This is a genomic window from Microcoleus sp. S1D4 (assembly GCF_036700765.1).
Lineage (GTDB): Bacteria > Cyanobacteriota > Cyanobacteriia > Cyanobacteriales > Microcoleaceae > Microcoleus.
This window is the reverse complement of sequence record NZ_JAUBPP010000016.1, coordinates 55,269-80,439: the sequence shown is the minus strand read 5'-3', so window position 1 is coordinate 80,439 and position 25,171 is coordinate 55,269. Positions and strand designations below refer to the sequence as shown.

12 protein-coding genes and 2 pseudogenes are annotated in these 25,171 nt (G+C 45.5%); 7 read left to right on the top strand and 7 right to left on the bottom strand.

Going from position 1 to position 25,171, the window contains the following annotated elements; translation table 11 throughout:
* Positions 1-154 precede the first annotated feature (154 nt).
* The 3 genes from glgP to QT998_RS17715 form a co-directional block, all read right to left on the bottom strand.
* Entirely contained in the window at positions 155-2,713 is a 2,559-nt protein-coding gene (gene glgP, locus QT998_RS17725) for an alpha-glucan family phosphorylase (RefSeq protein ID WP_333087499.1), read from the bottom strand.
* Positions 2,714-2,788: 75 nt separating this feature from the next.
* Positions 2,789-3,025, bottom strand: a complete 237-nt coding sequence (locus tag QT998_RS17720) for a hypothetical protein (protein WP_333218096.1) — start codon at positions 3,023-3,025, stop codon at positions 2,789-2,791.
* A gap of 195 nt (positions 3,026-3,220) precedes the next feature.
* Positions 3,221-6,565 carry an EAL domain-containing protein gene (locus QT998_RS17715; RefSeq protein ID WP_333218094.1) on the bottom strand — a complete coding sequence of 1,115 codons (3,345 nt, stop codon included), beginning with the start codon at positions 6,563-6,565 and terminating at the stop codon, positions 3,221-3,223.
* A gap of 506 nt (positions 6,566-7,071) precedes the next feature.
* Here QT998_RS17715 and QT998_RS17710 point away from each other — a divergent pair.
* The 3 genes from QT998_RS17710 (at position 7,072) to QT998_RS17700 (ending at position 11,141) form a co-directional block, all read left to right on the top strand.
* Positions 7,072-7,650, top strand: coding sequence for a hypothetical protein (locus QT998_RS17710; RefSeq protein WP_333087459.1), 579 nt, complete (start codon positions 7,072-7,074; stop codon positions 7,648-7,650).
* Between the two features lie 398 nt (positions 7,651-8,048).
* Positions 8,049-9,086, top strand: a complete 1,038-nt coding sequence (locus QT998_RS17705; protein ID WP_333087457.1) for a M28 family peptidase — start codon at positions 8,049-8,051, stop codon at positions 9,084-9,086.
* Positions 9,087-9,269: 183 nt separating this feature from the next.
* Positions 9,270-11,141 (top strand): ABC-ATPase domain-containing protein, encoded by a 1,872-nt coding sequence (locus tag QT998_RS17700; protein ID WP_333116630.1) that lies wholly within the window; start codon positions 9,270-9,272, stop codon positions 11,139-11,141.
* Between the two features lie 77 nt (positions 11,142-11,218).
* Here QT998_RS17700 and QT998_RS17695 read toward each other — a convergent pair.
* The 3 genes and pseudogenes from QT998_RS17695 to QT998_RS17685 all read right to left on the bottom strand — a co-directional run bounded on the left by QT998_RS17695 (position 11,219) and on the right by QT998_RS17685 (position 20,212).
* Positions 11,219-12,175: pseudogene (locus QT998_RS17695) on the bottom strand (IS630 family transposase).
* Positions 12,176-12,861: 686 nt separating this feature from the next.
* Entirely contained in the window at positions 12,862-13,227 is a 366-nt protein-coding gene (locus QT998_RS17690; protein WP_194012543.1) for a hypothetical protein, read from the bottom strand.
* Between the two features lie 277 nt (positions 13,228-13,504).
* Positions 13,505-20,212, bottom strand: coding sequence for a translocation/assembly module TamB domain-containing protein (locus QT998_RS17685; protein WP_333116634.1), 6,708 nt, complete (start codon positions 20,210-20,212; stop codon positions 13,505-13,507).
* A gap of 464 nt (positions 20,213-20,676) precedes the next feature.
* Between QT998_RS17685 and QT998_RS17680 the strand changes: the two genes are divergently transcribed.
* Positions 20,677-21,063, top strand: a complete 387-nt coding sequence (locus QT998_RS17680) for a DUF3110 domain-containing protein (RefSeq protein ID WP_194012547.1) — start codon at positions 20,677-20,679, stop codon at positions 21,061-21,063.
* A gap of 504 nt (positions 21,064-21,567) precedes the next feature.
* A complete protein-coding gene (gene murQ / locus QT998_RS17675; protein ID WP_333116692.1) occupies positions 21,568-22,482 on the top strand; it encodes an N-acetylmuramic acid 6-phosphate etherase in 915 nt (304 codons plus the stop codon).
* Positions 22,483-22,877: 395 nt separating this feature from the next.
* Here the strand turns inward: murQ and QT998_RS17670 are convergent, their stop codons facing one another.
* Positions 22,878-23,327, bottom strand: a complete 450-nt coding sequence (locus QT998_RS17670; protein WP_194069305.1) for an EVE domain-containing protein — start codon at positions 23,325-23,327, stop codon at positions 22,878-22,880.
* Positions 23,328-23,559: 232 nt separating this feature from the next.
* Here QT998_RS17670 and QT998_RS17665 point away from each other — a divergent pair, with 232 nt between their 5' ends.
* On the top strand, positions 23,560-23,769 hold the full coding sequence (locus tag QT998_RS17665) for a hypothetical protein (RefSeq protein ID WP_333218092.1): 210 nt from the start codon (positions 23,560-23,562) through the stop codon (positions 23,767-23,769).
* A gap of 211 nt (positions 23,770-23,980) precedes the next feature.
* Positions 23,981-25,065: pseudogene (locus QT998_RS17660) on the top strand (ISAs1 family transposase).
* Positions 25,066-25,171 lie beyond the last annotated feature (106 nt).

Here is a 25,171-nt window from a genome sequence, read left to right as displayed (position 1 = left end):
ATTGGGAGAGGGGGAGATTGGGAGAGGGGGAGAATTAGGAAAATCTTCCTTTATTCTCCCGACTCCCAACTACTGACTACTGACTACTGACTACTGACCACTGACTCCCAACTACTGACCACTGACTACTGACTACTGACTACTGACTTCCTTCTTAATGTGCCCAGAGAATCACACCAGCTTCATAGGGGCTGCTGAGATTGTCGTGCTTCGGCAAAACGCGCAAGGACAAACCTTGCAAACCGCTAGAAGTATAAGTAATGTCAGCCGTATAAAGGCTAGCATTGCGATCGTCTTCTCCCAAATACTCCATTACCACCGGCACGCCACCGACAATATCGCCGTTAGCATCAACAGAACCTTGATAAAGTTCGACTTGTACGTCCGCAGGCGTTAATCCCATCAGGTTGATGCGAGATTTAACCGCGATCGACTGATTGACCTTAACTTCCTTATCCTGGGAAATATCAACAGACTCAATCTTAATGTCGTACCACTTCGCCAAAACGTGCTTCTTCCAGTGAGACAATTCCTTCGCCGGAGCACAATTATCCGAAGTCATGGTGTGGAAGCGATCGCTCACGGGGAAATAAGCCCGCCGCGCGTAATCCTTCACCATCCGAGCAGTATTGAAGAAAGGACAGTTCAAGCGAATTGAATCCTTCATTTTCTCCGTCCAACCGCGAGGAATTCCATCAGCATCTCGGTTGTAAAACAGCGGTACAACTTCCTTTTCCATCAAGTCGTACAAAGCATTGGCCTCAACCTCATCCTGATACTCAGTATCTTCGTAAAACTCGCCATGTCCGATCGGCCAACCGGTGCGAACATAATCCGCCTCATCCCACCAACCGTCGAGGATGCTCAGATTCGGCAAACCATTCATCGCAGCTTTCATCCCGGAAGTACCCGAAGCCTCGCGGGGGCGGCGGGGCGTATTCAGCCACACATCGCAGCCAGATACCATCATCCGAGCGACGTTAATGTCGTAATTCGGCAGAAATACCATCGAATTGATAGTTTCGTGTTCGCGGATGAAGTGAACGATATCCCGAATCAATTCCTTACCCGGAATATCCATCGGGTGAGCCTTCCCAGCAATCACAAACTGCACGGGGCGGTTTTGATCCCGCATGATCCGCATAATTCGATCGACATCGCGCAAAAACAGCGTCGCCCGCTTGTAAGTAGCAAAACGGCGCGCAAACCCGATCGTCAGCACTTTCGGATTGAGAGCCTCGCGCGCGTATTCGATTTCGGTTTGAGCCGCACCGCGCTCGCGCAAGGTCTTTTGCAGCCACTCCCGCGCGAATACCACCAACTCCGATCGACAGCGTTCGTGATTCCGCCACAATTCCTCGTCAGGAATCGACGAAATTCTGTCCCACAGGCGATCGTCCTTGCGAGTCATTTCCCACTCTGGGCCAAGGTATCGATCGTACAATTCCTGAGTAGACTTCGCCACACAACTGCGAGCGTGTACCCCATTCGTAATCGAAGTAATCGGCACTTCTTCTTGAGGTAAACCCGGCCATAACCCTTGGAACATCGGGCGCGACACCACACCGTGCAAAGCCGCCACCCCGTTGACAAAACTCGACATCTTAATTGCCAAAATTGCCATATTCAGAGGTGCGGACAAATCGCCAACATTCTCCCGGCCCAACGCCAGAAACTCATCTTGCGACAAGCCAAACATCTTGGCATACTGACCCAGATAGTGCATCACCATATCCGGCTCGAACAAGTCAAACCCAGCAGGAACCGGCGTGTGAGTCGTAAACATACTGCTCGAAACCACCACCTGTTCAGCTTCCACGAAACTCAGGTGATATTCCTCCATCAGCATCCGAATCCGTTCCAAAGCCATGAAAGCCGCGTGGCCTTCGTTCATGTGATAAGCCGTGACTGTCAAGCCCAAGGCCTTGAGCATTTTCACGCCACCGATGCCCAGCATGATTTCTTGGTGCATCCGCAGAGTTTTGTCTCCGCCGTACAGTTGGTCGGAAATATCTTGGTCGTAGCGGCTGTTAGGTTCAATATTTGTATCCATCAAGTACAAAGGAACAGTTCCCACTTGTACTCGCCAAATCCGCGCGTACACCTTGCGGCCTGGATAGTCTACCTCAATCCGCAATTCCGAACCGTCGGGATTGCGTTCTAGGTGGAGCGGCATATTGTAGAAATCGTTCAGCGGATAGCGTTCTTGCTGCCAGCCGTCGGCGTTGAGATACTGCGAAAAATAGCCTTCTTGGTAGAGCAAGCCCACGCCGGCTAAGGGCAAGCCCAAATCGCTAGCTGATTTGAGGTGGTCGCCTGCGAGCACGCCCAAACCGCCGGAATAGATTGGTAGGGCTTTTACTAAGCCGAATTCCATCGAAAAGTAAGCGTAGCATTCCTGGCGCTCTGTACCGCGCTCTTTGCGATACCAGGCGCGGTTTTTGAGATAATCGTCCAACTGCTGGGCGGCTCGTTTCATTTGGGCAATGAAGCCGTCGTCTTCCGCCATTTCTTGCAGTCGCTCTTGGGATATGGTTCCCAGCATCAGTACCGGGTTTTGGTTGCTGGAGTCCCACAGGTCTCGATCGAGGCGGCGGAATAAGTCTTTGGTGTCAACGTTCCAATCCCAGTGCAAGTTGTAGGCAAGTTTGCGTAGGGGTTCGAGAATTGTCGGTAACGAGGGCGAAACGTTAAATGTGCGAATTGGCTGCATAGACAAAGCTTTTATATTGGAGTAGCGATATTTTCCTCTGTCTTTAGCCGCAAGTCCGTGATTCTGCACACTATTTTAAGTTTTTAAGTGGCGCGGGCGATCGATCGCACTCTTCCGGGCGCAGTTGCAACCGCGTCGATACCAACAAAACCCACCTCCGTGGGTTGAAGAAGACCCGCCGTCTTTTTCAACCGTCTCAACCGCTATTGACCAATGCTCTGATTTGCGATCGAGGACGATCGTCACAAAAGAGGATCGCGCGCGCGTGCGGAATGCGAGTCCGCTCCATAAAAGCGGACTCGCATTCCGCACTAGCAAGCAATTTTAGATAGGTAAATTGACCAGACACTATACGACTACTGACTACTGACCACTGACTACTGACTACTGACTACTGACTACTGACCACTGACTACTGACTACTGACCACTGACTACTGACTACTGACTACTGACCACTGACCACTGACTACTGACTACTGACCACTGACCACTGACTACTGGCAAATTATGCAATTTTGACTTTCCGCAACAGAGAATTTACCAAAAGTTTACTAGCATCGCCGGCCGAGAGCGCCTTGCTAAAATAGTGACCCTGAATTTCTTGACAGTGGAGCGATCGCAAACAATCCAACTGCTCTTTAGTTTCTACTCCCTCTGCTACCACGCTCAAATTCAAATCTCGCCCCAGCGTCGCTACAGCATTCGCGATCGCCCGTTCGGACGGATCTGTCGTCAGCCCGTTGATAAAAGATTTGTCGATTTTTAAGATATTCAACGGAAACTTTGTGAGATAACTTAGAGAACAATAACCCGTGCCAAAATCGTCCAGCACAATCTGCACTCCCATATTCTGCAACTCCCTCAGAACTTTTGTCGTATAATCCACATCTTGCATCGCTGTACTTTCAGTAATTTCTAACTCTAAATACTTCGGTTCTAAACCAGTTTTTTTCAAGCAGTTCGTCACCATTTCCACTAAATTAAATTGCTGGAACTGCCTGGCCGAAAAGTTGACTGCTACCCGCAAATCAGGTTGCAAAGCATCCTGCCAAGCTTTATTCTGAGTGCAGGCAGTTTGCAGCACCCATTCCCCAATAGCTACAATTAATCCGTTGTCTTCAGCCATCGGAATAAATGTAGCGGGCGAAACTAAACCTAATTCGGGATGGTGCCAGCGTAGCAATGCTTCCATACCCTGAATTTTCCAAGTAGTGATATTGACTTTTGGCTGGTAGAAAACCTCAAATTCTCCCTGTGCTAATGCTTCGTGCAGCCTGTTTTCCAGAGTCAGCAATTGGCTGCCTTGCGGATTGATTGTTGAAGTATATAACTGATAGTTATTTCTTCCCATGTCTTTAGCGCGGTACAAGGCGGCATCGGCATTTTTGACTAAAGTTTCGGCATCTTCGCCATCGTTGGGATAAATGGCAATACCGATGCTGCTGCTGACGTGAAACGGCTGTTCTTCTAGTTTAAAAGGGGGCTTTAAATAGTCAATAATTCTTTGAGCTGTTTTAACTGCATCTTCTAAGCAATTGAGATCGGGAAGCAGTACGGTAAATTCGTCGCCTCCCCAGCGGGCTACCGTATCAGTCGATCGCAAAGTGTCGCTGATCCGTCCGGCAAAACTTTCTAAAAGGCGATCGCCCGCAGCGTGACCTAGTGTATCATTAATTTTTTTGAATCTATCTAAATCTAAAAACATCACAGCCAGCATTTTTTTCTTTTTTTTAGCTTGTCTTAATGCTGCCGTCAGTCGCTCGTTAAAAAGTATCCGATTCGGTAAACCCGTGAGTTGATCGTAAACCGCTTGATAGCGAATAATTTCTTCAGCTTGCTTGCGCTGAGTAATGTCCATCATCGTACCGATCGCCCTTACTGCTTTGCCACTTTCATTGCGGATGATGTACCCGCGATCTAACACAAAAACATATCCCCCATCTGCACGATGAAAGCTATATTCCTCCGACCAAAATTCAGCATCAGATTTCATTGTTTCGTTGAAGCTTGACATCACTCTTTCCCGTTCTTCGGGATGAATGTTTTGCCACCACAAGTCAAAGTCTATCGTCTGAGTATCGTTGAGTTTATATCCAAATACTTTTTCAAACTCTTCGCTCAACCAATACTCATTTTTTGACAAATTAAAATCCCATACTGCATCATTTGTAGCCCTAGTCAGCAGGTGAAAGCGTTCTTCACTTTTGCGGAGTTTTTCTTCAGATTGCAAGCGTTCCGTGACATCTCGAAAGCTGAATACTCGACCAGTAATTTTGCCTCCGGTGTGCTGGGGTAACGAGTAACGCTCGAAGATTCTGCCATCTTTAAACTCAATAATATCGTAAGTTTCAGCCGCCGGACGATCTGACCATTCTTTAGCGCGGTTGACAAAGATTTCCGGGTATTTTAACTGGTTGATTCCAAACTCCAAAATTTGGTTGTGATCTCTCGAATTTAGTAGAACATCTGGCACCTGCCACATTTTGGCAAACTTGCGGTTAAAGCTGACAACTTTTCCCTCGCCGTCAACCGCCAGAATACCGTCAGCAGTAGATTCAATGGTTGCTTGAAGCAACGAAAGAGATGTTTCTAATTCTAACTCTGCTAATTTGCGATCGCTGATATCAAAGACTGTGACTAATATTGACGGTTTTCTCTCAAATTTAATAATATTTACAGTTGCTTCTATCCAGCGTGATTCTCCGGTTTTTGTGATAAATTTTACTTCATATTTTGAGCCTGCCGTTTCTCGCGGATGGCGGGATTTACCCCATTTTTTAACTATTTCATGAAAATCTGGATCGATCAAGTCATATAAATCCAATGCTAGCAATTCTTCCCGACTATATCCAGTGAAAGCTTCTGTCTGAGAATTGACATAACGCAACTGTCTGCGCTGATAGATCAATGCAGCAGCATTAACAGTTTCTATCAGTTGCCGAAATTTTTTTTCACTGCGCCGTAAATCTCTTTCAGCCTGCTTGCGATAGGTAATATCTTGTGCTACATATAACTTGCCGCTGACCTTACCTTTGCCATTCCGAATAATTGAAATAGAAAGCAGCACAATTATTTTTTTGCCATGTTTGGAAATATAAACTTTTTCGACATTGCGAACAGAATCTTCCGCTGTTAAATTTTCTAATTCTGACCGCGTTGGCAGCGCTTCATTTTTATGAAAAAGTCCGGCTATTGGTGCGCCTAACAACTCTTTTTTTGAGTATCCTAAAAGTTGACAAGTAGCTTGATTTAACGATAAGATACGACCGCCAGGGGTAGTCGCAATTATCGAGACGCTCATTTCCTCGCAAATATCGAAGGCGTATTCGGCAGTTTGCTGCAAATCTTGGGTCATTTTAGCAATAGTATCTCGGATATCCTGTTCTTTTGGTGGATGCAACAATTGATATGCTGCTGTTAGCTTGTCCTTGTCTGTTTCAGGCTTCGATTTAATTAACCCGATCGCCTGAGATAACATACCTACCCCATTCATCCTGATTAATAAAAAAATTGATCCCAAAATAAAAGCCAGATAATAATCAATAATTTTAAAACTTAAAATAGGCTCTTTTTGAGGATTTTCCTGAGACTGTATAAAATTGTCGCTGGGTTGAGCGATCGCTGCTATTGGGGATGATTGAGCCCCAAATAAGTCAGCCCTTACAGAATTAGCACCAGATGCCGATCGCAAATAGCTAATTTTGTCAGGCGCTACCAAACTTGCTTCTACAGTACGATTTCCACCTCCATCCCCTACACTTAGCGGCAATATTTTTGCATTAATGCAACATTCCACACCAAACACAGCAGCAGTTAAGTATCCTAACATTAATTTACCAGTAATTTTCATGGGTTCCAATTGCTAACTTTAAAAAAATGCTTGACCGCAGTAAAAAATGTGAACAACTTGAACGTAACTGTAGATGCGACCAAAAAATATATCCGACCTTAATTTATTATAATTGTGTCAAATAAATTTACGCAAGCAGTAATTTATTTGCCTAACTAATTATAATTTGAATCATAATTAAAAACCTGTCATCGGCCATTGTGCTACAAATTATCCGCCATTATGCCTAGACACTGACTGGATCGCGCTAAAATTAGATAATTGTGGTGAGGAAGCGACAGAGATTTGTTATAAAAATAAACAATAGGACTGACGCACGGATGCCTATAAACCGGATTTCGGCGGCGCGGTAACTGAGCGTAGTCGAAGCTCAACCAGCAATTTTTTCACGAAAATATTTAGTTGCAGCCCCCAGCCCCGATCGCAAACCAGGCGATCGGACTTCCTGTGCGTCCAGAAATCAACAATTAGCTTAAAATCGATGCAGAAATCCACTAATTGAACCAATGAGTCAGACAATCCCAGAACTCCAAATAGAAGTCCGCGGGCTGCAAGCAGAAATTGCCACCCTGCAACAGTCGCGGGACAAACTTTCTTCCCAGCGCTCAGAGTGCCGAGTGACAGTCAGCTTTCCCAAAAATAATACTCCTGAAGCCATTGCCGAGTTCCACCAGCAAAATGCTGTCTTTGGGGAGCAATGGTTGCAGCAAATTCAGGAGATTGACCGAGAAACTCAAATTATTGAAAAGCAACTGCAACAAAAACAGGCGGTACTCGATTACAAACAAGGCGAACTAGACAAATTGCTAGCCGGACAGCACTGGCAAGAGGTAGAAAACAACGTTCACACCGGAGAAAAGCGCTTGCAGGCACAAGCTCGCAGAATCAATCAAGCAGCAGCGCAACTAGAGGCAGAAATCCAAGCTTTAAAAGCACTGTATGACCAACTAAATCCCAGTTATTCCGAGTGGTTTCAACAGCCAACTGAAATTGTAGAATTTTCTGCAAAAACTATTCCTTACGCTTGGCCGGGTAGTAATAGTTTGATATTGGGAAACAAGGAGATTGAATTGGATAAAAAATAGTTAAACATGGTAATCTTTTAACGTAAATTAGTATCGTTGAATATCGCCATTGTCAAATTTCTCAATAAGTGTGAAACTTCCGATGTCGATATTTAAATGGTTGGGAACATCTCAGTTTTTACTCGTTACCAGGCAGAGCCTGGTAATGCAGGTTCGGAGGCTCTGCCTCCCTAATCGTTTGCTCGTTACTCGTTACCAGTTCGAGCGAAAGTAACGCAGATCCAGAAGCTCTGCCGACCTTTTTGGGTGCCGGGGTAGAGCCTGGAAGTTAATTCAGGAATGCCCGATTGCTATACAGTTCGCACGTGCGAAACAATATTATCGTTGTCAATCTACCAGACATGATATTAATGTAAAATATCAAATAAAATAGTCTCAACTTTTAAATAAACTTACTGATGAAACAATTGATTTGGATAGCGCTATTTATTTTGGTTGCGCTGGCGGCTGTGGGTTGGGGTTCTGGTTCGTGGCAGCGGTTATCGGCAGTACCGGAAGTGTCGGTCGATCGCACTACCGACACTTTCCCAAACCCGTCTCCCTCGCCGCTGACTGTTGAAAAAAATGATGTACTCGCGCCCCAAATTAACCGATCTCGGTTATGGAAACACGTCGAAAATCTAGTAGGAGAACGCGATGGAGAAGATTCTCGTTCTTTTAGTAGAGACTACATTTCCAAACAATTGCAAACATCAGGATTGTCGCCCGAGTTGCAGCAGTTCGATCGCGGAATTAACGTCTTTGCTGAGAGAAAAGGTACTGACTCAAATGCAGGTAAAATTTTAGTTGCGGCACATTACGATACTGTACCGAAATCCCCAGGGGCTGACGACAATGCGACGGGAGTTGCAGTAGTTTTAGAAGTAGCAAGATTGCTTGGTTCTCGTCCCACTCCTCGGACATTACAAGTAGCGTTTTTTGACAGGGAAGAACTCGGACTTTTAGGCAGTTTAGCATTCACCGGTAGCGCGGCGCGGTTAAAAAATTTGCAGGCAGCGGTAGTTTTAGATATGGTTGGTTATGCCTGTCGCACGTCTGGGTGTCAGCAATATCCCGAAGGGTTGACGGCGCAACCTTTTCTAGAAGCATCGGGGGTAACTTCTCCCGACAAAGGCGAGTTTATTGCTGTAGTTGGGGATGCGGAACATCCGCTGCTGTTGAAAACTTTTGCGGAGTCGGGAAACGCGGATTTGCCGCCAGTGGTGGCGCTGCCGGTTCCTCTGAAAGGGTTGCTGACTCCTGATGTTTTGCGAAGCGACCACGCTCCTTTTTGGTATAAAGGAATTGGTGCTGTGTTGGTGACGGATACTGCAAATTTGCGATCGCCCCACTACCACCAGCCTACTGATACACTCGCAACTATCGATCGACCTTTTTTCGCCGGTTCTGCTCAAATTGTGGTTAATGCTACAGCTCAATTATTAGAAATTCAATAATTGGTAATTGGTAATTGGTAATTGGTAATTGGTAATTAGGTAAAATGTTATTTCCTTCTTCCTTCTTCCTTCTTCCTAATTGAGTGATGAATGATAACGTTGGCGATCGTGGACAGCACTAATGACCAATAACCAATAACCAATAACTAATAACCAATAACCAATAACCAATAATTTTTCTTAATGACTAATAAAGAAATCTTAAAACGGCATTTACTGCAACTAGATAATCGAAGCTACAAAGCTTACAAAGAAATTCAAGGCCGCTATAAATTGGATGAATTTACATTGATTATTGATTACGTACAGGGAGATCCCTTTGCCTCTCCCAGTAAATTTAGAGTCATAGTTCCGCCAGAAATTGCTCGAATTCCCCGCGAACTTTTTAAATCCCGCAGTCGAGAAATAGCCCTGCGAGATTACCTAACTCGCCAGTTTGACAAAGCCACATACAGCAATAGCAGCAAGCGCGGCACTGGCAAAAGCGGTTTGATTGCAGTGACTCGCTTCGGACAAGAAGTTTTAGAACGAACTGCCGCATTTATTATTTCCTCAACAGCATCAGATATCGTAGATTTAGGAGGAGTTGAACTGCGATTTGTTGTGGGACTTCCCGCAGGCGGACGCAGTATTTTAGGGCGACAAGCTGCTGAAATGCTGTGCGAAGATATCCCGCGAATTGTCAGCCAATCTCTGAAATATGCTAGCTTAAATGCTGCGGAATGTCGCCGTCACGTTGAAACCGTAGAAGATGCTGACTGGCTGCGGCAGCAGTTAGCTGAAAAACAATTAGTTGCGTTTGTTGCTGATGGTTCTATTTTGCCCCGCCGCAGCGGTGTTGACAATCGCCCTTTGTTAAATGATGCTGTGGCTTTTGTGTCGCCGCCTTCGTTAAAAGTTGAGTTTAATTGTCCGAATCGCGGTGCGATTTCCGGTATGGGTATTCTGGCTGGCATTACTTTGATTGTTGGAGGTGGTTATCACGGTAAGTCAACTTTACTCAGGGCGATTGAGTTGGGAGTTTATAACCAAATTCCGCAAGATGGTAGGGAATTTGTTGTGGCAAATTCGGCCGCGGTTAAAATTAGGGCGGAAGATGGCAGAAGTGTTGCCGGAGTTGATATTTCTCCTTTTATTGCTGGGTTGCCGCAAGGTAGAGATACGGCACAATTTTATACTGAAAATGCGAGCGGCAGTACGTCGCAAGCTGCTAATATTATTGAGGCTTTGGAAGTTGGGAGAGGGAAGAAGGAAGAAGGAAGAGGGAAGAAGGAAGAAGGAAGAGGGAAGAAGGAAGAGGGAAGAGGGAAGAAGGAAGAAGCTCAATCTTTTGTTTTAGAGACGCAATTAGTCGCTATTTCAGAAGGGGATTTAGTACCTGTTTTATTGGTGGATGAGGATACGGCGGCGACTAATTTTATGATTCGCGATCGCAGAATGCAAGAACTCATCGCTAAGGATAAGGAACCGATTACGCCGTTTATCGATAAAGTTAAACAGTTGTATACAGATTGTGGTGTATCGACTATTTTAGTCATGGGGGGAAGCGGCGATTATTTTGATGTGGCGGATACTGTGATTTCAATGGATAATTTTCAAGCATATAACGTGACACAAAAAGCTAAAAAAATTGCTAAAGAATACTCTATTAGTCGCGCTGCTGAAGGGGGAGAAAGTTTTGGTGAGATTACTCAAAGAGTGCCGATTCCAGCTAGTTTAGACCCTAGTCGGGGACGGCGAGATGTGCGGGTGAAGGTGCGAAATGTTGATGAATTGACTTTTGGAACTGAGGATGTTGATTTGGGTGCGATCGAGCAAATTGTGGACAGCGGACAGTTAAGGGCGATCGCTGCGGCTATGGTTTATGCTAAGCAGCAGTACATGGACGGGAAGCGCACTTTGTCGGAAATCATTGATTTGGTGATGGCAGATATTGATGGGCGCGGGATGGATATTTTATCTTCTTTTCCTGAAGGGGATTTTGCGATGTTTCGACGCTTTGAATTAGCGGCGGCAATTAATCGGCTTCGCAGTTTGTCTGTTGTTGCTAAGTAGACTTGCTTAATATAAGTATTGTTGTCCTACTTTTGATATGCTTACAAAGGTGATTGCCAAAAATGCTATAGCCTTTCTCACAAAGATGAGGTACAATAACAGCAGTGTGTAAACCAGTTAAAAATATTTGATGATGTAACTTGACTGAACGCTAAATCTATGGCTTTGGCTAATTCTTGATAATTAGTAGTCTTGATAGAACGGAGAATAATTTTAAGTTTTGACCACAGATTTTCTATTGGTTAAAAATCTGGTAAATAGGTCAATAAGTATATTAATTTTGCCCCTTGTTTTTCGATAGCTTTTTCCACTTCTTCTCCCAAGTGAATGGAACAATTATCCATGACTACACAAGCCCCTTTCCATAGTTTTGGCACAAGTTTTCTGATAATAAAAGCTTCAAATGTAATTGCATCAGTCCCGCCTATTAGATTAACCGATGTCAAAATTTCATTGACTGACATGGCTCCAATTATTAATCCATTTTTGCCACGTTTCGTTGGTCTTGGGCCCGGGGTTCTTTGACCTTTCAAAGCTCTAGCATATAACCTAACCATTCCCAAATTAACTCCTGATTCGTCAATGAATATTAAGTCTTTCAAACCTTACTCTTTAATTTTTTGCCAAAACTCACATCGCTGGAGTTGAACTCGATCGGTGCCTTTGCCACTCAGGGAAGAGAGTTTTTTTTGACAGTAATATCTAAGAGTTTTATCATTCTTGCTATTGTCGATATACTCAGGAAAAATCCAATTTTCCCATAAAGTTTGGGACGAAGTTCTTCAAGAGTGGCATCATTGTTTGCTTCAATCAATTCCCCCAGTATGAGTAGTTGCTCTGCATTCAGTTTGCCTTTGACTCCACATCGGTCAGTTCGGGGAGTAATATTTTTTGTTTCACGATATTGTTTAAGCAATTTTTGTACAAAGCTGAGGGCAGAGCGAAAAACGCTTAGCTATTGCTTTTTGTGAAATCGGTTCAGTATGATAAGTATCAAGGATTTTTTGCCTAAAATCAATCGAATAAGTTTTCATTTTTACCAATGTATGAAGAGGAGTATAAGTAAACGTGTTATGAGTCAACTTATTCGTGCTGTCAAACAAATGCTATCATGTGTGCTATCGCTTTCGCGTGGCTTGTGCGTAACCATGTAATTCTAGTTGATTTGATCTGATTTTCTCTGTGGGCTCCTCACGAGTGAGTGTCAGTAACATGATACCTCATATTTCGCTTGAAAGGCTATATACTGGACTATTTTTTCAAGGTTTAAGTTCAGCGCACTCGTTTCAGAAAATGCGTAAAAAATGGCAGGGCTTCCTCGCCCTCGGCTTACAGGGCAGTTAAAAAACTGTCCGAAGTATTGATCGGGAAAAAAGATAAATTGGACAATCAAAAGCCAAGGCTGCTAGGGGTGATTTAACGGGAACATCTGGTATTTTGCATTATAGGGCTTTCCCGAACTCGCTACTACAAACAAGTAAGGTTCTTAGCGCGAAATTAAGTCTGCAACCAAGCTGTCAACCGGACTCAAGTCCGCACTACAAACGGTTTTTGTGATGGTAATCGATCGCGATATTAGACGTTATGCAATATAGACTGTACGCGATAGTTCTAGCGACTGGGCATTACCTATTGGTGTCAAAGAATACTTGGGGGGCTGACTGGAAAGCCTGCAAAAAGCAGGCTTCTTAGGACAGGACTATCATATGTATGGCAGCTATCAGCCTGTGGTTATACCGATTGTTTCCGGCGATATAACTAGCTTTCCAGTTATATCCATAGTTGCACATTTCAACACTTGATTAAAAGCTAATCCCCGAATTTTTAGCTCCCACCGAATGCCTTTTGCTTTCATTCTCTTGGCTTTTCGCATATCGACATCGGCAGCTTTTTGATGCAGCAGCAAATATTTCATCGCTGCTGTAGCTTCAACTTTTGTGGCAAATGCAATGTAGGTAATATATCCGCCGTCCCAGTGGTTGGCGTTGCGGATGCTGCTGATAGTCGCGACTCTCGGACTAAACCGGTTCCAGTAAAAGTCACTGTAGCCGATCGACTGTGTTTTTACTTGGAGTTTGTTTGCCATTTGACTTAACTCCTATAATCTTTGGTGCGGGATTGGCAGGATTAATTTGCTGCTGTTACTATTATAGCAAATTATTCACAAATGGGAATGGGGGATTGGGAATTGGGAATTGGGGATTGGGAATTGGGGATTGGGGATTGGGGATTGGGAATTAGTCATTGGGAATGGGGAATGGGGCATGGGGAATTGGGAATTGCTAGCAAATAACTGATGACTAATCACTAATCGCTAATAACTAATAACTAACAACCAATAACCACTAACCAATAACCACTAACTAAAACCTCAATTCGTATTCACCAGTAACGCGATTGTCTCCTTGAAAATTAGTTGAACCTCTGAGCAAAATTTTGTCGCTCAATCGATAGCGCAAATTAAATTCGGTCGGCTGATTTGCTGACAAAACTCGAATGATTGATGCCGAAAGATTGCGGGTGATATCGGCTCCAACTTCTAAACCTATGCCGAGGGAACCGGCACCGGAAGCGCCCCCAGAACTGGAACTGGCTGTTTCTCCTTGGTTGCCTCGAATTCTAGTTGGAAATAACCGAAATTCCGTCAATCCTGTGGCGTTGGTAATCACCGATTGCAGGTTGTTTAATAAACCCGCACCGGCTAGATTTGCGATCGCCAGTGTACTGTCTCCCTGTCCCAATGTCTGCACGAAACTGCCACCTAACAGCGCTACAATCTCTGTTTCCGATCGACTTGGAGAACTCCTCAACTCCAGATTTTCGGCTAACTGAGAAGCCCTTCCCTGCACTAACGCTTGAATTCGGACACTCCGCACGCTGCCGAAACTCGTCGGTTCGTCGGCTATTTCAGAGGCGACAGAAGTTCCCGGAGTGCGGAAGCGCGTTACTTCCTGTACCGAAGTTGCTAACCTCACATCCAGCGTCGGATCGAGTCCTTGTCCCGCTATAAAGGTAGCAGTTTGCGGGTACCCCTTATCAAGCTTAAACTGCGTTGTAAACAAATTCACCGCCCCCGAAGTCAACCGAATCGTACCCTCCGGGCGAATATCGTCTAAAGTTCCATTCACCGTCAAACCCCCAGTCGCCTGGAAACTCAATATCGGCGGACTCGTTACCCGCACTCCCCGGCCCAACTTCAGTTGCAAATCCCTGAACACCACATCAAAGGAAGGGGAAGGAGAAGCCGAAGCCGTGGAAGGAGAATCGGAAGGGGAAGGAGGGGCCGCAGGAGAAGACGGGGAATCGGAAGGGGAAGCTTCTGTCGCAGGAGAAGATGGGGAATCGGAAGGCGAAGAAACTAACTGAGTTGCACCGCCGCCCGCACTTGGGAGAAATACTTCGCCGTCGTAGAGTTCAATGTTACCGCTCAAGCGCGGCCGAAAAGCCGTGCCCCTGGCTTGGACTTGACCGACTGCGCCACCGCGATACAATCCTCTGAGATTCAAGGCCAGCTTGTCGAGATTGACAGCCAAAGGATTCGCAGCATCGACATCGCCCGCAGCAAAGGGCACTGACAGGGGAATCACGCCCTGCGCCACAACTTCTCCCTGACTCAACTGTCCCCGAATTCCTTCTACCCGAATTCGATCGCCCTCAAAGCGCACCGTCCCAGTCAGCCCTGTTAGCGGTTCTGGGAAAGCCCTCGCCCGGACGGTAGCATTTTCAAAATTTGCAATTCCTTCCGCTACAGGCTCTTGCAGCGTCCCTCCGACACGAATTTGCACCTGTCCCTTGCCGCTGACCCAGGCAATTTGCGGAGTCAAGACATTAATAATTGCCAATCCTTCATTTTTCAAATTCGCCCTCAAATCAATTTGATTGCTGTCAGGTTTGACAGCAGCAAAGGGCAACTCAAAAGGCAAACTTCCCTGAACTTCAATCGGTTCGACTTGAGTCACCAAAGCGCTGCCGCCAAAATTGAGGCGGGCGTTGCTGTAACTAAAACTGCCGTCAGCTTGTTTAATCGGTTCTCCGTTTAGCGTACCGTCAACCAAACTCAATTCTCCGGTGGCCTGCGGATTTTCCAAACTACCGGCCAAGTTCGCCCGCAAATTCAAATTTCCGGTGACATCTACAAAGGGCAATTCTACCAGTTCGGCTAACTTTTGCACCGGCACATTTTCGATTCGCAACTGCCCGGATTGAGCTTTTTGACTTAGTTGTCCCGAAAAGCCGATCGCACTTTTGCCCGATCGAATTTCCAGAGGTAAAATAGTTAAAACCCCGTCCTGAAAACCGCCCTCAATGCTGAATTTTTCAGCGACATATTGGCCCCACTGCCAATTATCGCCCTCAACATTAAATTTAGCTTGCACACCGGTTCGCAAAGAACCGGCAACAGCAATTTCTCCGCCAAAAGTCCCCTGCAATTGAGATAGCGGCGGCAATTTTTGCGATTGGGCCACCACCTCCTGCCGCTGCTGCAAAAGCACTTCAATTTCTGCCAAACGGCGCAACTGTTCGATTAACGGGGCTTCCGGTTCTCCGACTGCGACAGTTTGCACGTCGGCGGCGTTAGCGTAAACGGGAGGTTTGAGGCCTCTGGCTAAATCGCCTAAATTGAAATATTGCAAAGCGGTTAAAACCTGTTGCAAGTTGCCCTGCTGGATGTTAACTTTCCCGGCAAATTCTGGGTTTGCGCCGGTTTTCACATTGCCCGAAATTAAGTATTGACCGGTACCTTGGCGGAAGATGCCGTTTGTCAGAGTGGCGCTGCCGTTAGCATAGCTGAATTCGGCTTGAAAACTGTCACCTTTAATGTAGCCGATCGCCGGTTGCGCGATCGCAATTTGTCCGTTTGCTTGCAAAGTCTGCGGATTTAACGGCATCTTCCAGCCCGGTACATTCACCTGTCCAGAAACCGTACCAGTTATCGGCCCCAAACCGGCATCTTTACCGGGCGACAGATTCAAAGCAGCGAGGGGAAAATCGCTTAAATTCACTCGCAAAGTTTCTCCCTCAGTTTCGCCGCGGGCTACAGATTCCCCGCGTTTAACTAAGAAAGAAGTCGGCAGAAAAGATGAATTTAAAGCTAATTCAATTTTGTCGCTTGCCCCGGCCAAACGCAAGTTTACACTTTTATCGGAATTCGCACTCACAATCCCCGCCAGTACAGGATCGAATTCAACTTGATTTACTGCCAAATTCCGCACTTCCACATCGCCAACCAAGCTGAGGGCGGAGAGATTTCCGGTGAGGCGGCCCGTGAAATCGACATTTCCGCGAACAGGCTGATTTGTTTCTGAAGCATTGTTGACATTCGCTGCTTTCAAAAATCCTAATTGTTCTGTTGGTAAGGCTGCGAGGTTAAAATTGGAGAGTTTGATATCCAAATCCAAATTTTCAATTGATGGCAATCCTTTACCTTCGAGTTCGACATTCACAAAACCGCTGGCTGTCAAACCCGGAGTTGCAGCTTTTTCTATTTCTACCCGCTTTCCGTCCCAGTTAAATACTGCGTCAAAAGGTTGTTTCAAAAACGGCAATTCGGAGATGCGGAAACTGCCGCCGGCGCGAACATTTTGTAGGGGCGGTGCCCCCGAAGCAGCGGCTATCGGGCCGGATAAATTGACATTGCCGTTAAATATGCCTCGCAATAGCGGGAGATTTTGGGCTTGGGAGACTAAACCGCTGGCTTGCAAGCTTTGCCGCTGGGCTTCAAAGGCTTTCTGGAAGCGACTTAAGGCAATTTGGTCGCCTTCGATTGAGGCGCGCCAATTCCCGGAGGCGGCGCTACCTGTGGCGTTGACAACTCCGCCACCGTTGGCGAGTCGAATTTGTCCGTCGCCCTTGGCGGTGATGCCGTTGGCAGTTAAATTATCTACACTGCCCAAAATTCGGACTTTACCGTCGAGGGTGCCGGCTATTTCTGGCGGCAAATTGGCTGTCAGCAAACCTGTTTGTTTGAGGGTTTGTTCTAAGTTGCTGACTGTAACTCGGTCGGTTTCTAGCAATGCTTCTAAGTTGCCGTTTTCCAATGTGGCTGCAGTATCGATCGCCCCTAGTCGATCGACCAAAATCACTCCTTCTGCCTTAGCACTAATTCCCTTGGCTGTCAAGTTATTCAAACTGCCCGCTGCTTCCAGTTGGCCGTTAACTCTGCCGTCAAATCCTTTGGGCAAAGTCGCCGTCAGGGTAAATAGTTGGGTATTGCGGATTGTTTGTTCTAAGCGGCTGAGAATAACTCGATCGGCATCAGCAAAAACTTGCAACCGTCCACCATCTAATTTACCTTTAAAGGCAACAGTACCGTCGGCAATATTGAGTTTACCGCTGCTGTTGGCTGAAATATCGGCGGCGGTTGAATTGTTCAGATTTCCCGACGCTTGAATTTGATTGGATATTTGTCCGTCTAGCGATTTTAGATTTTGGATTTTAGATTTTATATTGTTGAGATTGGCGACTGTTTGGGGGTTTTCAGCAACGAAGGCGGAAGCGACATCTAACAGCGGCAATCCTAAATCTACCAGGCGGGTGATGGAAGTGCGATCGGTTTCTGCGATTCCTTGCCAAATTCCCTCTGCCAATTCTCCTTTAAAATTGACGTTGCTGCCGGCAATATTGAGTTGGCCTCTGCCGCTGGCATTGATGCTGCTAGCGGTCAAATTGTCAAGACTTCCCGCTGCGGTAAACTGACTAGATAGCAGTCCGTCAATCGATTTTAGATTTTGGATTTTGGATTTTAGATTGTTGAGATTGGCAGATTGTTGATTTTCGGGGTTGAAGGCGGAAGCGACATCTAACAGCGGCAATCCTAAATCTACCAAGCGACTGATGGAAGTGCGATCGGTTTCTGCGGTTGCTTGCCAATTTCCCTCTGTCAATTCTCCTTGCAAATTGACATTGCTGTCAGCAAAATTGAGTTTGCCGTCGGTCTTAATATTGATGCCGCTAGCGGTCAAATTGTCAACATTTCCCGTAGCTAAAACTTCACCTGTTAGCTGTCCGCCCAGGGATTTAAGATTTTGGATTTTGGATTTGATATTGTCGAGATTTGCTGAGGATTTCAGGTTGACAAACGGTAAACCAATATCAATTAATTGATTGACAGCAACTCGTTCTGTATTGCCATAAACTTGCCACCGGCCGGATTCCAGTTTGCCGCGAACATCTACAATACTGTCAGCAATATCTAGTGTTCCTTTGGCGTTAGCGGCGATCGCATTTAAACTCAAATCGTCCAGAGTTCCCGCAGCCTCGGCGGTTCCGCTGAAAAAACCTGTTAATTGCGGAGGTAAATTAAGTTCTGGCAAGACTTGCTGCAAACTATTAATAGCTATGCGATCGCCCTCGATCAACGCTTCCCACTGACGATTTTTTAAGGCTGCATCCACCTTTACATTAGTGTCGCCAATTTTGACAACGGTATTTTGCAAATCCACCGCATTACCTGCGGCGATAATTTCACCACTTGCGGGAAAACTTCCTTGCAGCGCTTCCCATTGAACTCTAGCTTGGATGTTGTCAAAAGGGCCGAAAAGTTGAGCTTTGGCGGAGAGATTACCGATTTTAACAGTAGCAGGAATCTGGACAGCGTAAATTTGGGCGAGATTATCTGCGGGTACATTTTCTGCTTGCAAATCAAACACCAAACCCGATCGCGAATTCCCGCTTCCTAAAGCTATATCGACTTCACCTTTACCGCTAATTTTACCACCGGCAGCCGGCACTACCAAGATATCGCCCACAGCCAAACCTACAGAGGAAAATGGGGGAAGAGAAGATTGGGTTTTGGGAGTTGGGGTTTGAGCCATTCTCCTCGGTTCCAGCTTAAAATTAGTGCTAATATTGTTTAATTGCAGGCGATCGACCACAGCGGGTTTTGTGGAGGCGATCGTACCAGTCAGCAGTGGATTTGCAACGGTTCCAGTCAGTTTGGTATCTGCCTTGATTTCTCCGGCTACTGCGATCGGCAATACCACTTTCTGCCCTAACTCTGCTTCTACCGTACTGACAACATTTGCCACGGCTACAGGCTGCAGGTTTGTTATGAGATTGAAGCTAGCTTGATCTAGGTTGAAATTTGCTCCTGTTGCGACTGTTCCGGCTATTTTAACTGGAATTAGACCGTAATTAGCAGTCAAACTATCCACAATCACATTAGTTCCCTGAAACCGCAATTGACCGCTGCTATTTTGGATTGTTTGTTTCAGGGGCTTGATATTTGCTTGCAATCCGGCAAAACTAGCCGTTCCAGTAAGTGAGGATAATTTATTCTCTCGCAATTGCACGGTTAAGTTGCTATTTGCCAGACCTTTTTGTAAAGAAATTCCCGGCAGTTTCAGCAAGCGGGCGAGGTCGGACAAAGGCAAATTTTGACCTTGCAACAGCAGGTTAGTTTGAGCCATAGGCAACAGAGAATCGCCCTTGACTGCAAAATTATCATTATTAGTAAATTGACCGTTGAGTTCGTAGAGGATGCGGTGATTTTGCTCGCGAAATAAAGCGTTGCCGTTGTTCAGACTTACAGAAATAGGAGCCGATTTTGGCTGTCCGATGGGGGGATTTGGCACCAAAACTGCGCTGACATTTTCAACGCGCACGGCATCAATTTCTGTTTTAAATAAACCTGGTTTTTTGGGCTCGGATGTAGGAATATTAATCCAGGTACCTTGCTTGTCCTGTTCGATATAAACGCTGGGTTTAATTAAGGTAAGATCTAATTTTAGAGTGCGGTTGAACAGCAGCGGCCAAATTGAAAATTTTACTTCTACTGCTTCTGTAGAGGCGTAATCTGGATCGGTTGAAGTTGCGGGTACGCTCGATCGGCCAAACCGCAAACCCGTCGGAGAAAATCGCTCCAATTTTCCGATTTGCACGGGCCTCTTGAGTGTCTGACTGACCTCAGATTGCACCAAAGGAGCTAAGTTTTTCCGCACCCACTCCTGTGCGGCCACCGCCCCAACCAGGCCGAGAATGCCCAATCCCGTACCGCTAAGCAGCAGCACGCGCCACCAGCGGCGGCTGAGACGGGGTGCGAGTTGGTTTTTGTCATCGTCGGAGTTAGTCATGCTTGTCTCTCAGAGCTTGTGAGAATTCACCAATAAGGAAATCAACCAATGTTCGATGCGGTAGAATTTCTTTGATTTTGCCTTTTGCCTTCTGCCTTCTGCCTTCTGCCTTTGGTAGACTCAGAACAGAGGCCGGAAGTGCCGATCGAACCCAACTCTCGGCAGAAGGCACGCCCACACTCTAGGGTAGACTGCAAAAACCTTTACCGAACTTAATCAAAACACGCAACACCACCCAAAACCAAGTCCTCCAACTCCCCCAAATTCTCTAGATTCCCCCCCCAGTGCAGGATCGGCCCTCAATCAAAAATCTCAAATCTCCAACCGAGTTGTCTAAATCCCTCAAATCCTCTCGATCGCGCCGCGTGCAGGATTGACCCTCAATCAAAAATCTCAAATCTCAAATCGATCGCCCGATCGCTTCTAAGATTAAAAAACGGTGGTTAAGAAGGTCTTTAAAACTTATGCGAGTGTTCGTCTTACTCTTCAATGCCCGCACCGAGAATGAGGGAATTCATACCATTCAACTCGGCGATCGCAACAAAGTTCTGATGTTTGAGTCAGAAGACGACGCCACCCGCTTTGGCGTGATGTTGGAAGCTCAGGATTTCCCCGAACCGACTGTCGAGGCGATCGACGATCGAGAAATTAAGGAGTTCTGCGACAGTGTTGATTATGATTGGGAACTGGTACCGGCGGGCGCGCTAGCGATTCCGCCAGAAGACAATGTAACACAGACTCAGTGGCAAGCGCAGGGGCAACCAGAGCCGGAGCCGGAGGCGGACTCGGACTCTGAGGTTTCCCAAAACGAACTGGATTCTATTCGCCGCCGACTAGAAGGACTTCTGTAAGAGTCAGTAGTCAGTTGTCAGTTGTCAGTAGTCAGTTGTCAGTAGTCAGTAGTCAGTTGTCAGTAGTCAGTTGTCAGTTGTCAGTAGGGGCGGTGGATGGTGCGTGCGGGCCCTCTTAGTCGTCAGTAGGGTAGGGGCGGTGGATGGTGCGTGCGGGCCCTCTTAGTAGTCAATAGTCAATAGTCATGGCTACTGAACTACTGAGTCATGAGTCAACTTGAATTGCATTCATTCGCCTCAAGATTTAAAAGGTATCTGGGTTTGTCTGCATTTATCTGCGGTTTTCCTCTAAATCAATGACCAATGACCAATGACCAATGACTAATGACCAATGACTACCCTTCGACTTGCTGCGGCTAAAATAAAATGACCAATGACTAATGACCAATGACTAGCCTTCGACTTGCTGTGGCTAAAATGACCAATGACTAATGACTAATGACCAATGACCAATAACTAATGACTAATGACCAATGACCAATGACCATTAACAACAGACAAAAAATGAAGAATGTGGAAGAACGGGGGCATCTGCTGACGGAACAGGTGAATGCCAACAGCGAGAATTTAGACCAACTCAGTTCGATCGAATTAGTGGATTTGTTCAACCGGGAAGACGCCCAAACCTTAAGCGCGATCGCCAGCGCCCGCGAAGAGTTGGCCCGGGCGATCGACATCGCCGCCGAATCTCTGCGTCAAGGAGGCCGCCTGTTTTACGTCGGTGCGGGGACTTCCGGGCGTTTGGGGGTACTCGATGCCGCTGAGTGTCCCCCCACCTTCTGCACCCCGCCAGAACTCGTACAAGGCATAATAGCCGGGGGTGCAGGGGCTTTGGTGCGGAGTTCGGAGGATTTGGAGGATCGGCCCGAAGATGGGGCAGAGTCGATCACCCACCGTCACATTAACAATCTCGATGTGGTAGTCGGGATTACGGCTGGAGGCACAACACCCTTTGTAGCCGGTGCCCTACAGGCGGCGCGACAGCGGGGGGCGAAGACTGTATTTATCGCCTGCGTACCCGTCGAACAGGTGAATTTTGAGGCGGATGTTGATATTCGGTTGTTGGTGGGGCCGGAAGTGCTGGCGGGCTCGACGCGCCTGAAAGCGGGTACAGTCACAAAAATGGCTTTGAATATTATTTCGACTGGCGTAATGGTAAAGTTGGGGAAGGTTTACGGCAATCGGATGGTTGATGTGGCAGTGACCAATCAGAAATTGCGCGATCGGGCGGTACGGATGTTGCAGGATTTAACTGATTTGAGCCGGGAAGAAGCGGGTTTGTTGCTAGAAAAAAGCGGCAAGTCGGTAAAATTAGCTTTGATGATGCACTGGACTAATTTGGAGATGCAGGAGTGCGATCGAATTTTGGGCGAGTTTCAAGGTAATTTGCGATCGGCCCTAGCATCAATCCAACCGTAGATTTTAGATATTTCCTCCAATTCTTTAATCTCAAATCATGACTTGCTCAGATTCGACAACAAGAATTAATCCCAAGCAAGAATCAAGAATGCAAAAATATTAGTAGGGCGTGTCGCCATTTCTAGCGACGCAAAGCGCCCTACAACATTTGAGTAAACAAACTCAACTAATAATATTTCTCTAATACCGTTCGTAGTGCGGACGACCGTTCGTTCTTAAACAGAGGACTCCACGACGCACTACAAACCGTTATTCTTAGGGTAATCCACCGGACAGAATATTACCTATTGCTCCTAATAGCTCGTTACCAGCAAAAGCCTGGTAATGCAGAGCCTCTGTTTTGTGCTACTAAACAGCCAAAAACTCAATACTAATACCGACTTTCCTCAACTATCCTACTTCATCTTCAAAATTTTCTGAGTAGCACTTTCAGACACCGGCATCACCGATAAGCGATTGCCTTTCCTCACCACCAAAACCTCCTCAGCACTAAAATTTGCTTTCAATTCATCCAAAGATATTAACTTAGCAAATTCCTCCACAAACTCAACTTTCACAGTTTGCCAGCGAGGCGCGTTAATCCGAGATTTAGCATCATAATATTCGCTATCAACATCAAATTGAGTCGGGTCAGCAATCCCAGTCTCAATAACGCGCACCAATCCGACAATGCCCGGAATTTTAGTATTAGAATGATAAAAAAATATTAAATCTCCAAGACTCATTTCCCGCAGAAAATTGCGCGCTTGATAGTTGCGAACACCGTCCCAAATTGAAGTACGATCGCTCTTCAAATCCGCAATACTATAAACATCCGGTTCCGACTTCATCAACCAATAATTCATAGATAATTAAAAATTGCTATTTTGTTACTAATATTTAGGGCTTGCTGATATCGTGTCCGGTCAATTGACATATCTAAGATTGGTTCGTAGTGCGGACTTTAGTTTGCTCCCGGATTGCGGACTAAAGTCCAATCGCACTGATCAAGTGAGCAAAAAAAATCTGTAAGGCAAGATATACATAGATAATTTCCTTACAAACCAAAATCTCTCTCTCCATTATGCCAAATCGTGCGTGCATTCTCAAGCAACAATTTTTGCCCTGGTTGCCTCACCTTGGGAGAAACTGCTGCCAGATTCGTTAGTCCAGAAGATTCTAGCGAAGCAGAAGATAACCTACTACCAAAGCGTCTACACACCGATAGTCACCTTGTGGGCGATGATATCCCAGGTATTCTCACCTGATAAAAGTTTGAGTCAAGCCGTGAAGCGGATGAGTACGTAGCCCAGGGTGGCGGGAATCAAGCCTGCTTCTTCTGACACCGGGCATAGAGTAAAGCAGGGTGAACGCATCTAAATTTAACATTAACAGAATATGGTATATTGGAGAATAATTATTGAGTACCTACAAAACATTTAATCAGAGTTCGCCCTGTATGAAACTCAAACCTAAAATTACCATTTTCGACCATTTTTCCGGCTGAGAACACCCAAGAATTGAGCGAACAAAACATCATCAATTAATGGATATTATCATGACTCAATTTGTGCGGTAATTTGCGGTGCTGATACATGGGTGGATATCGAAAGTTACGGGCGCAGCTCAACACGAATGGTTAGTTAAAGAAACTTTTAGAATTGCCGAATGGTATCGAGACATGACACAATTGTGCGAGTATTTTCCCGCCTCAAACCTGAGCAATTTCAGAAATGTTTTTTGAATTGGATTCAATCAATCTATTAGTTGCTTCAATCCAGGAGAAGTAATCGCAATTGATGGCAAAACTCTTCGCCATTCTTACGATCGGGTAGGAGACAAAAAAGCGATTCATATGGTCAGTGCTTGGGCGACCAGTCAAAGATTAGTTTTAGGACAAGTTAAAGTTGATAAAAAGTTCAATAAAATCACAGCAATTCCGGCTTTAATCAAAGTATTAGAATTAAAGGTCAGCATTGTCACGATTGATAATCTGGGCTGTCAAAAGTCAGTTGTGAAGTCAATTGTCGAACAAGGAGGAGATTACGCGATCACCTTAAAAAATAACCAACCATCCTTATATGCCAGAGTATAAGCGTTGTTTAAACAAGCAAATAGACAAGGATTTTCTGGCTTGACACATACAGCTTGTTCAACAAAAAAAGAGAGTAATCATGGTCGCTCAGAAATCCGACATCACAACCATGTTAAGTGACATCAAAGGGCAGATTTAACCCGAAAATCAATGGAAGAAGCTTCATAGTATAGGTCTGATAGAATCCGTAAGAATAGTCCAGGGAAAAACAACTATTAAAACTCGTTATTATATTAGTAGCTTACCAAATGATGCTCAAACATTTGGTGAATCAGTCCGCAGTCATTGGGAAGAAAAATTATTTACATTGGGTATCAGATATAGATTTTCGTGAAGATGATTGTCGGATCGGAAAAGATAATGCTCCGCAAAATTTTGCGACAATCAGACATATCTCGTTTAATCTTTTGATAATAAAAAAATTCAAAAACTGGAACAAAGAATAAGCGACTTCGAGCTGGTGGGATGATGACTATTTGACTAAGATTCTCGCTGTGGCAGTTAAATAAATTCTCACAAATAACTCATTAATCAATATTATACAATTTGTAAATAGTGGTTGTAATATTTTTATTTTCTCAAATTTTGCATTAAGTAAAAACCACTATTAATCAG

Coding starts and splice junctions, on each gene's coding strand:
- QT998_RS17700 (WP_333116630.1), top strand. CDS start 9,270: ATGACTAATAAAGAAATCTTAAAACGGCATTTACTGCAACTAGATAAT.
- QT998_RS17680 (WP_194012547.1), top strand. CDS start 20,677: ATGCGAGTGTTCGTCTTACTCTTCAATGCCCGCACCGAGAATGAGGGA.
- QT998_RS17715 (WP_333218094.1), bottom strand. CDS start 6,565: ATGAAAATTACTGGTAAATTAATGTTAGGATACTTAACTGCTGCTGTG.
- murQ (WP_333116692.1), top strand. CDS start 21,568: ATGAAGAATGTGGAAGAACGGGGGCATCTGCTGACGGAACAGGTGAAT.
- QT998_RS17705 (WP_333087457.1), top strand. CDS start 8,049: ATGAAACAATTGATTTGGATAGCGCTATTTATTTTGGTTGCGCTGGCG.
- QT998_RS17690 (WP_194012543.1), bottom strand. CDS start 13,227: ATGGCAAACAAACTCCAAGTAAAAACACAGTCGATCGGCTACAGTGAC.
- QT998_RS17710 (WP_333087459.1), top strand. CDS start 7,072: ATGAGTCAGACAATCCCAGAACTCCAAATAGAAGTCCGCGGGCTGCAA.
- QT998_RS17670 (WP_194069305.1), bottom strand. CDS start 23,327: ATGAATTATTGGTTGATGAAGTCGGAACCGGATGTTTATAGTATTGCG.
- QT998_RS17685 (WP_333116634.1), bottom strand. CDS start 20,212: ATGACTAACTCCGACGATGACAAAAACCAACTCGCACCCCGTCTCAGC.
- glgP (WP_333087499.1), bottom strand. CDS start 2,713: ATGCAGCCAATTCGCACATTTAACGTTTCGCCCTCGTTACCGACAATT.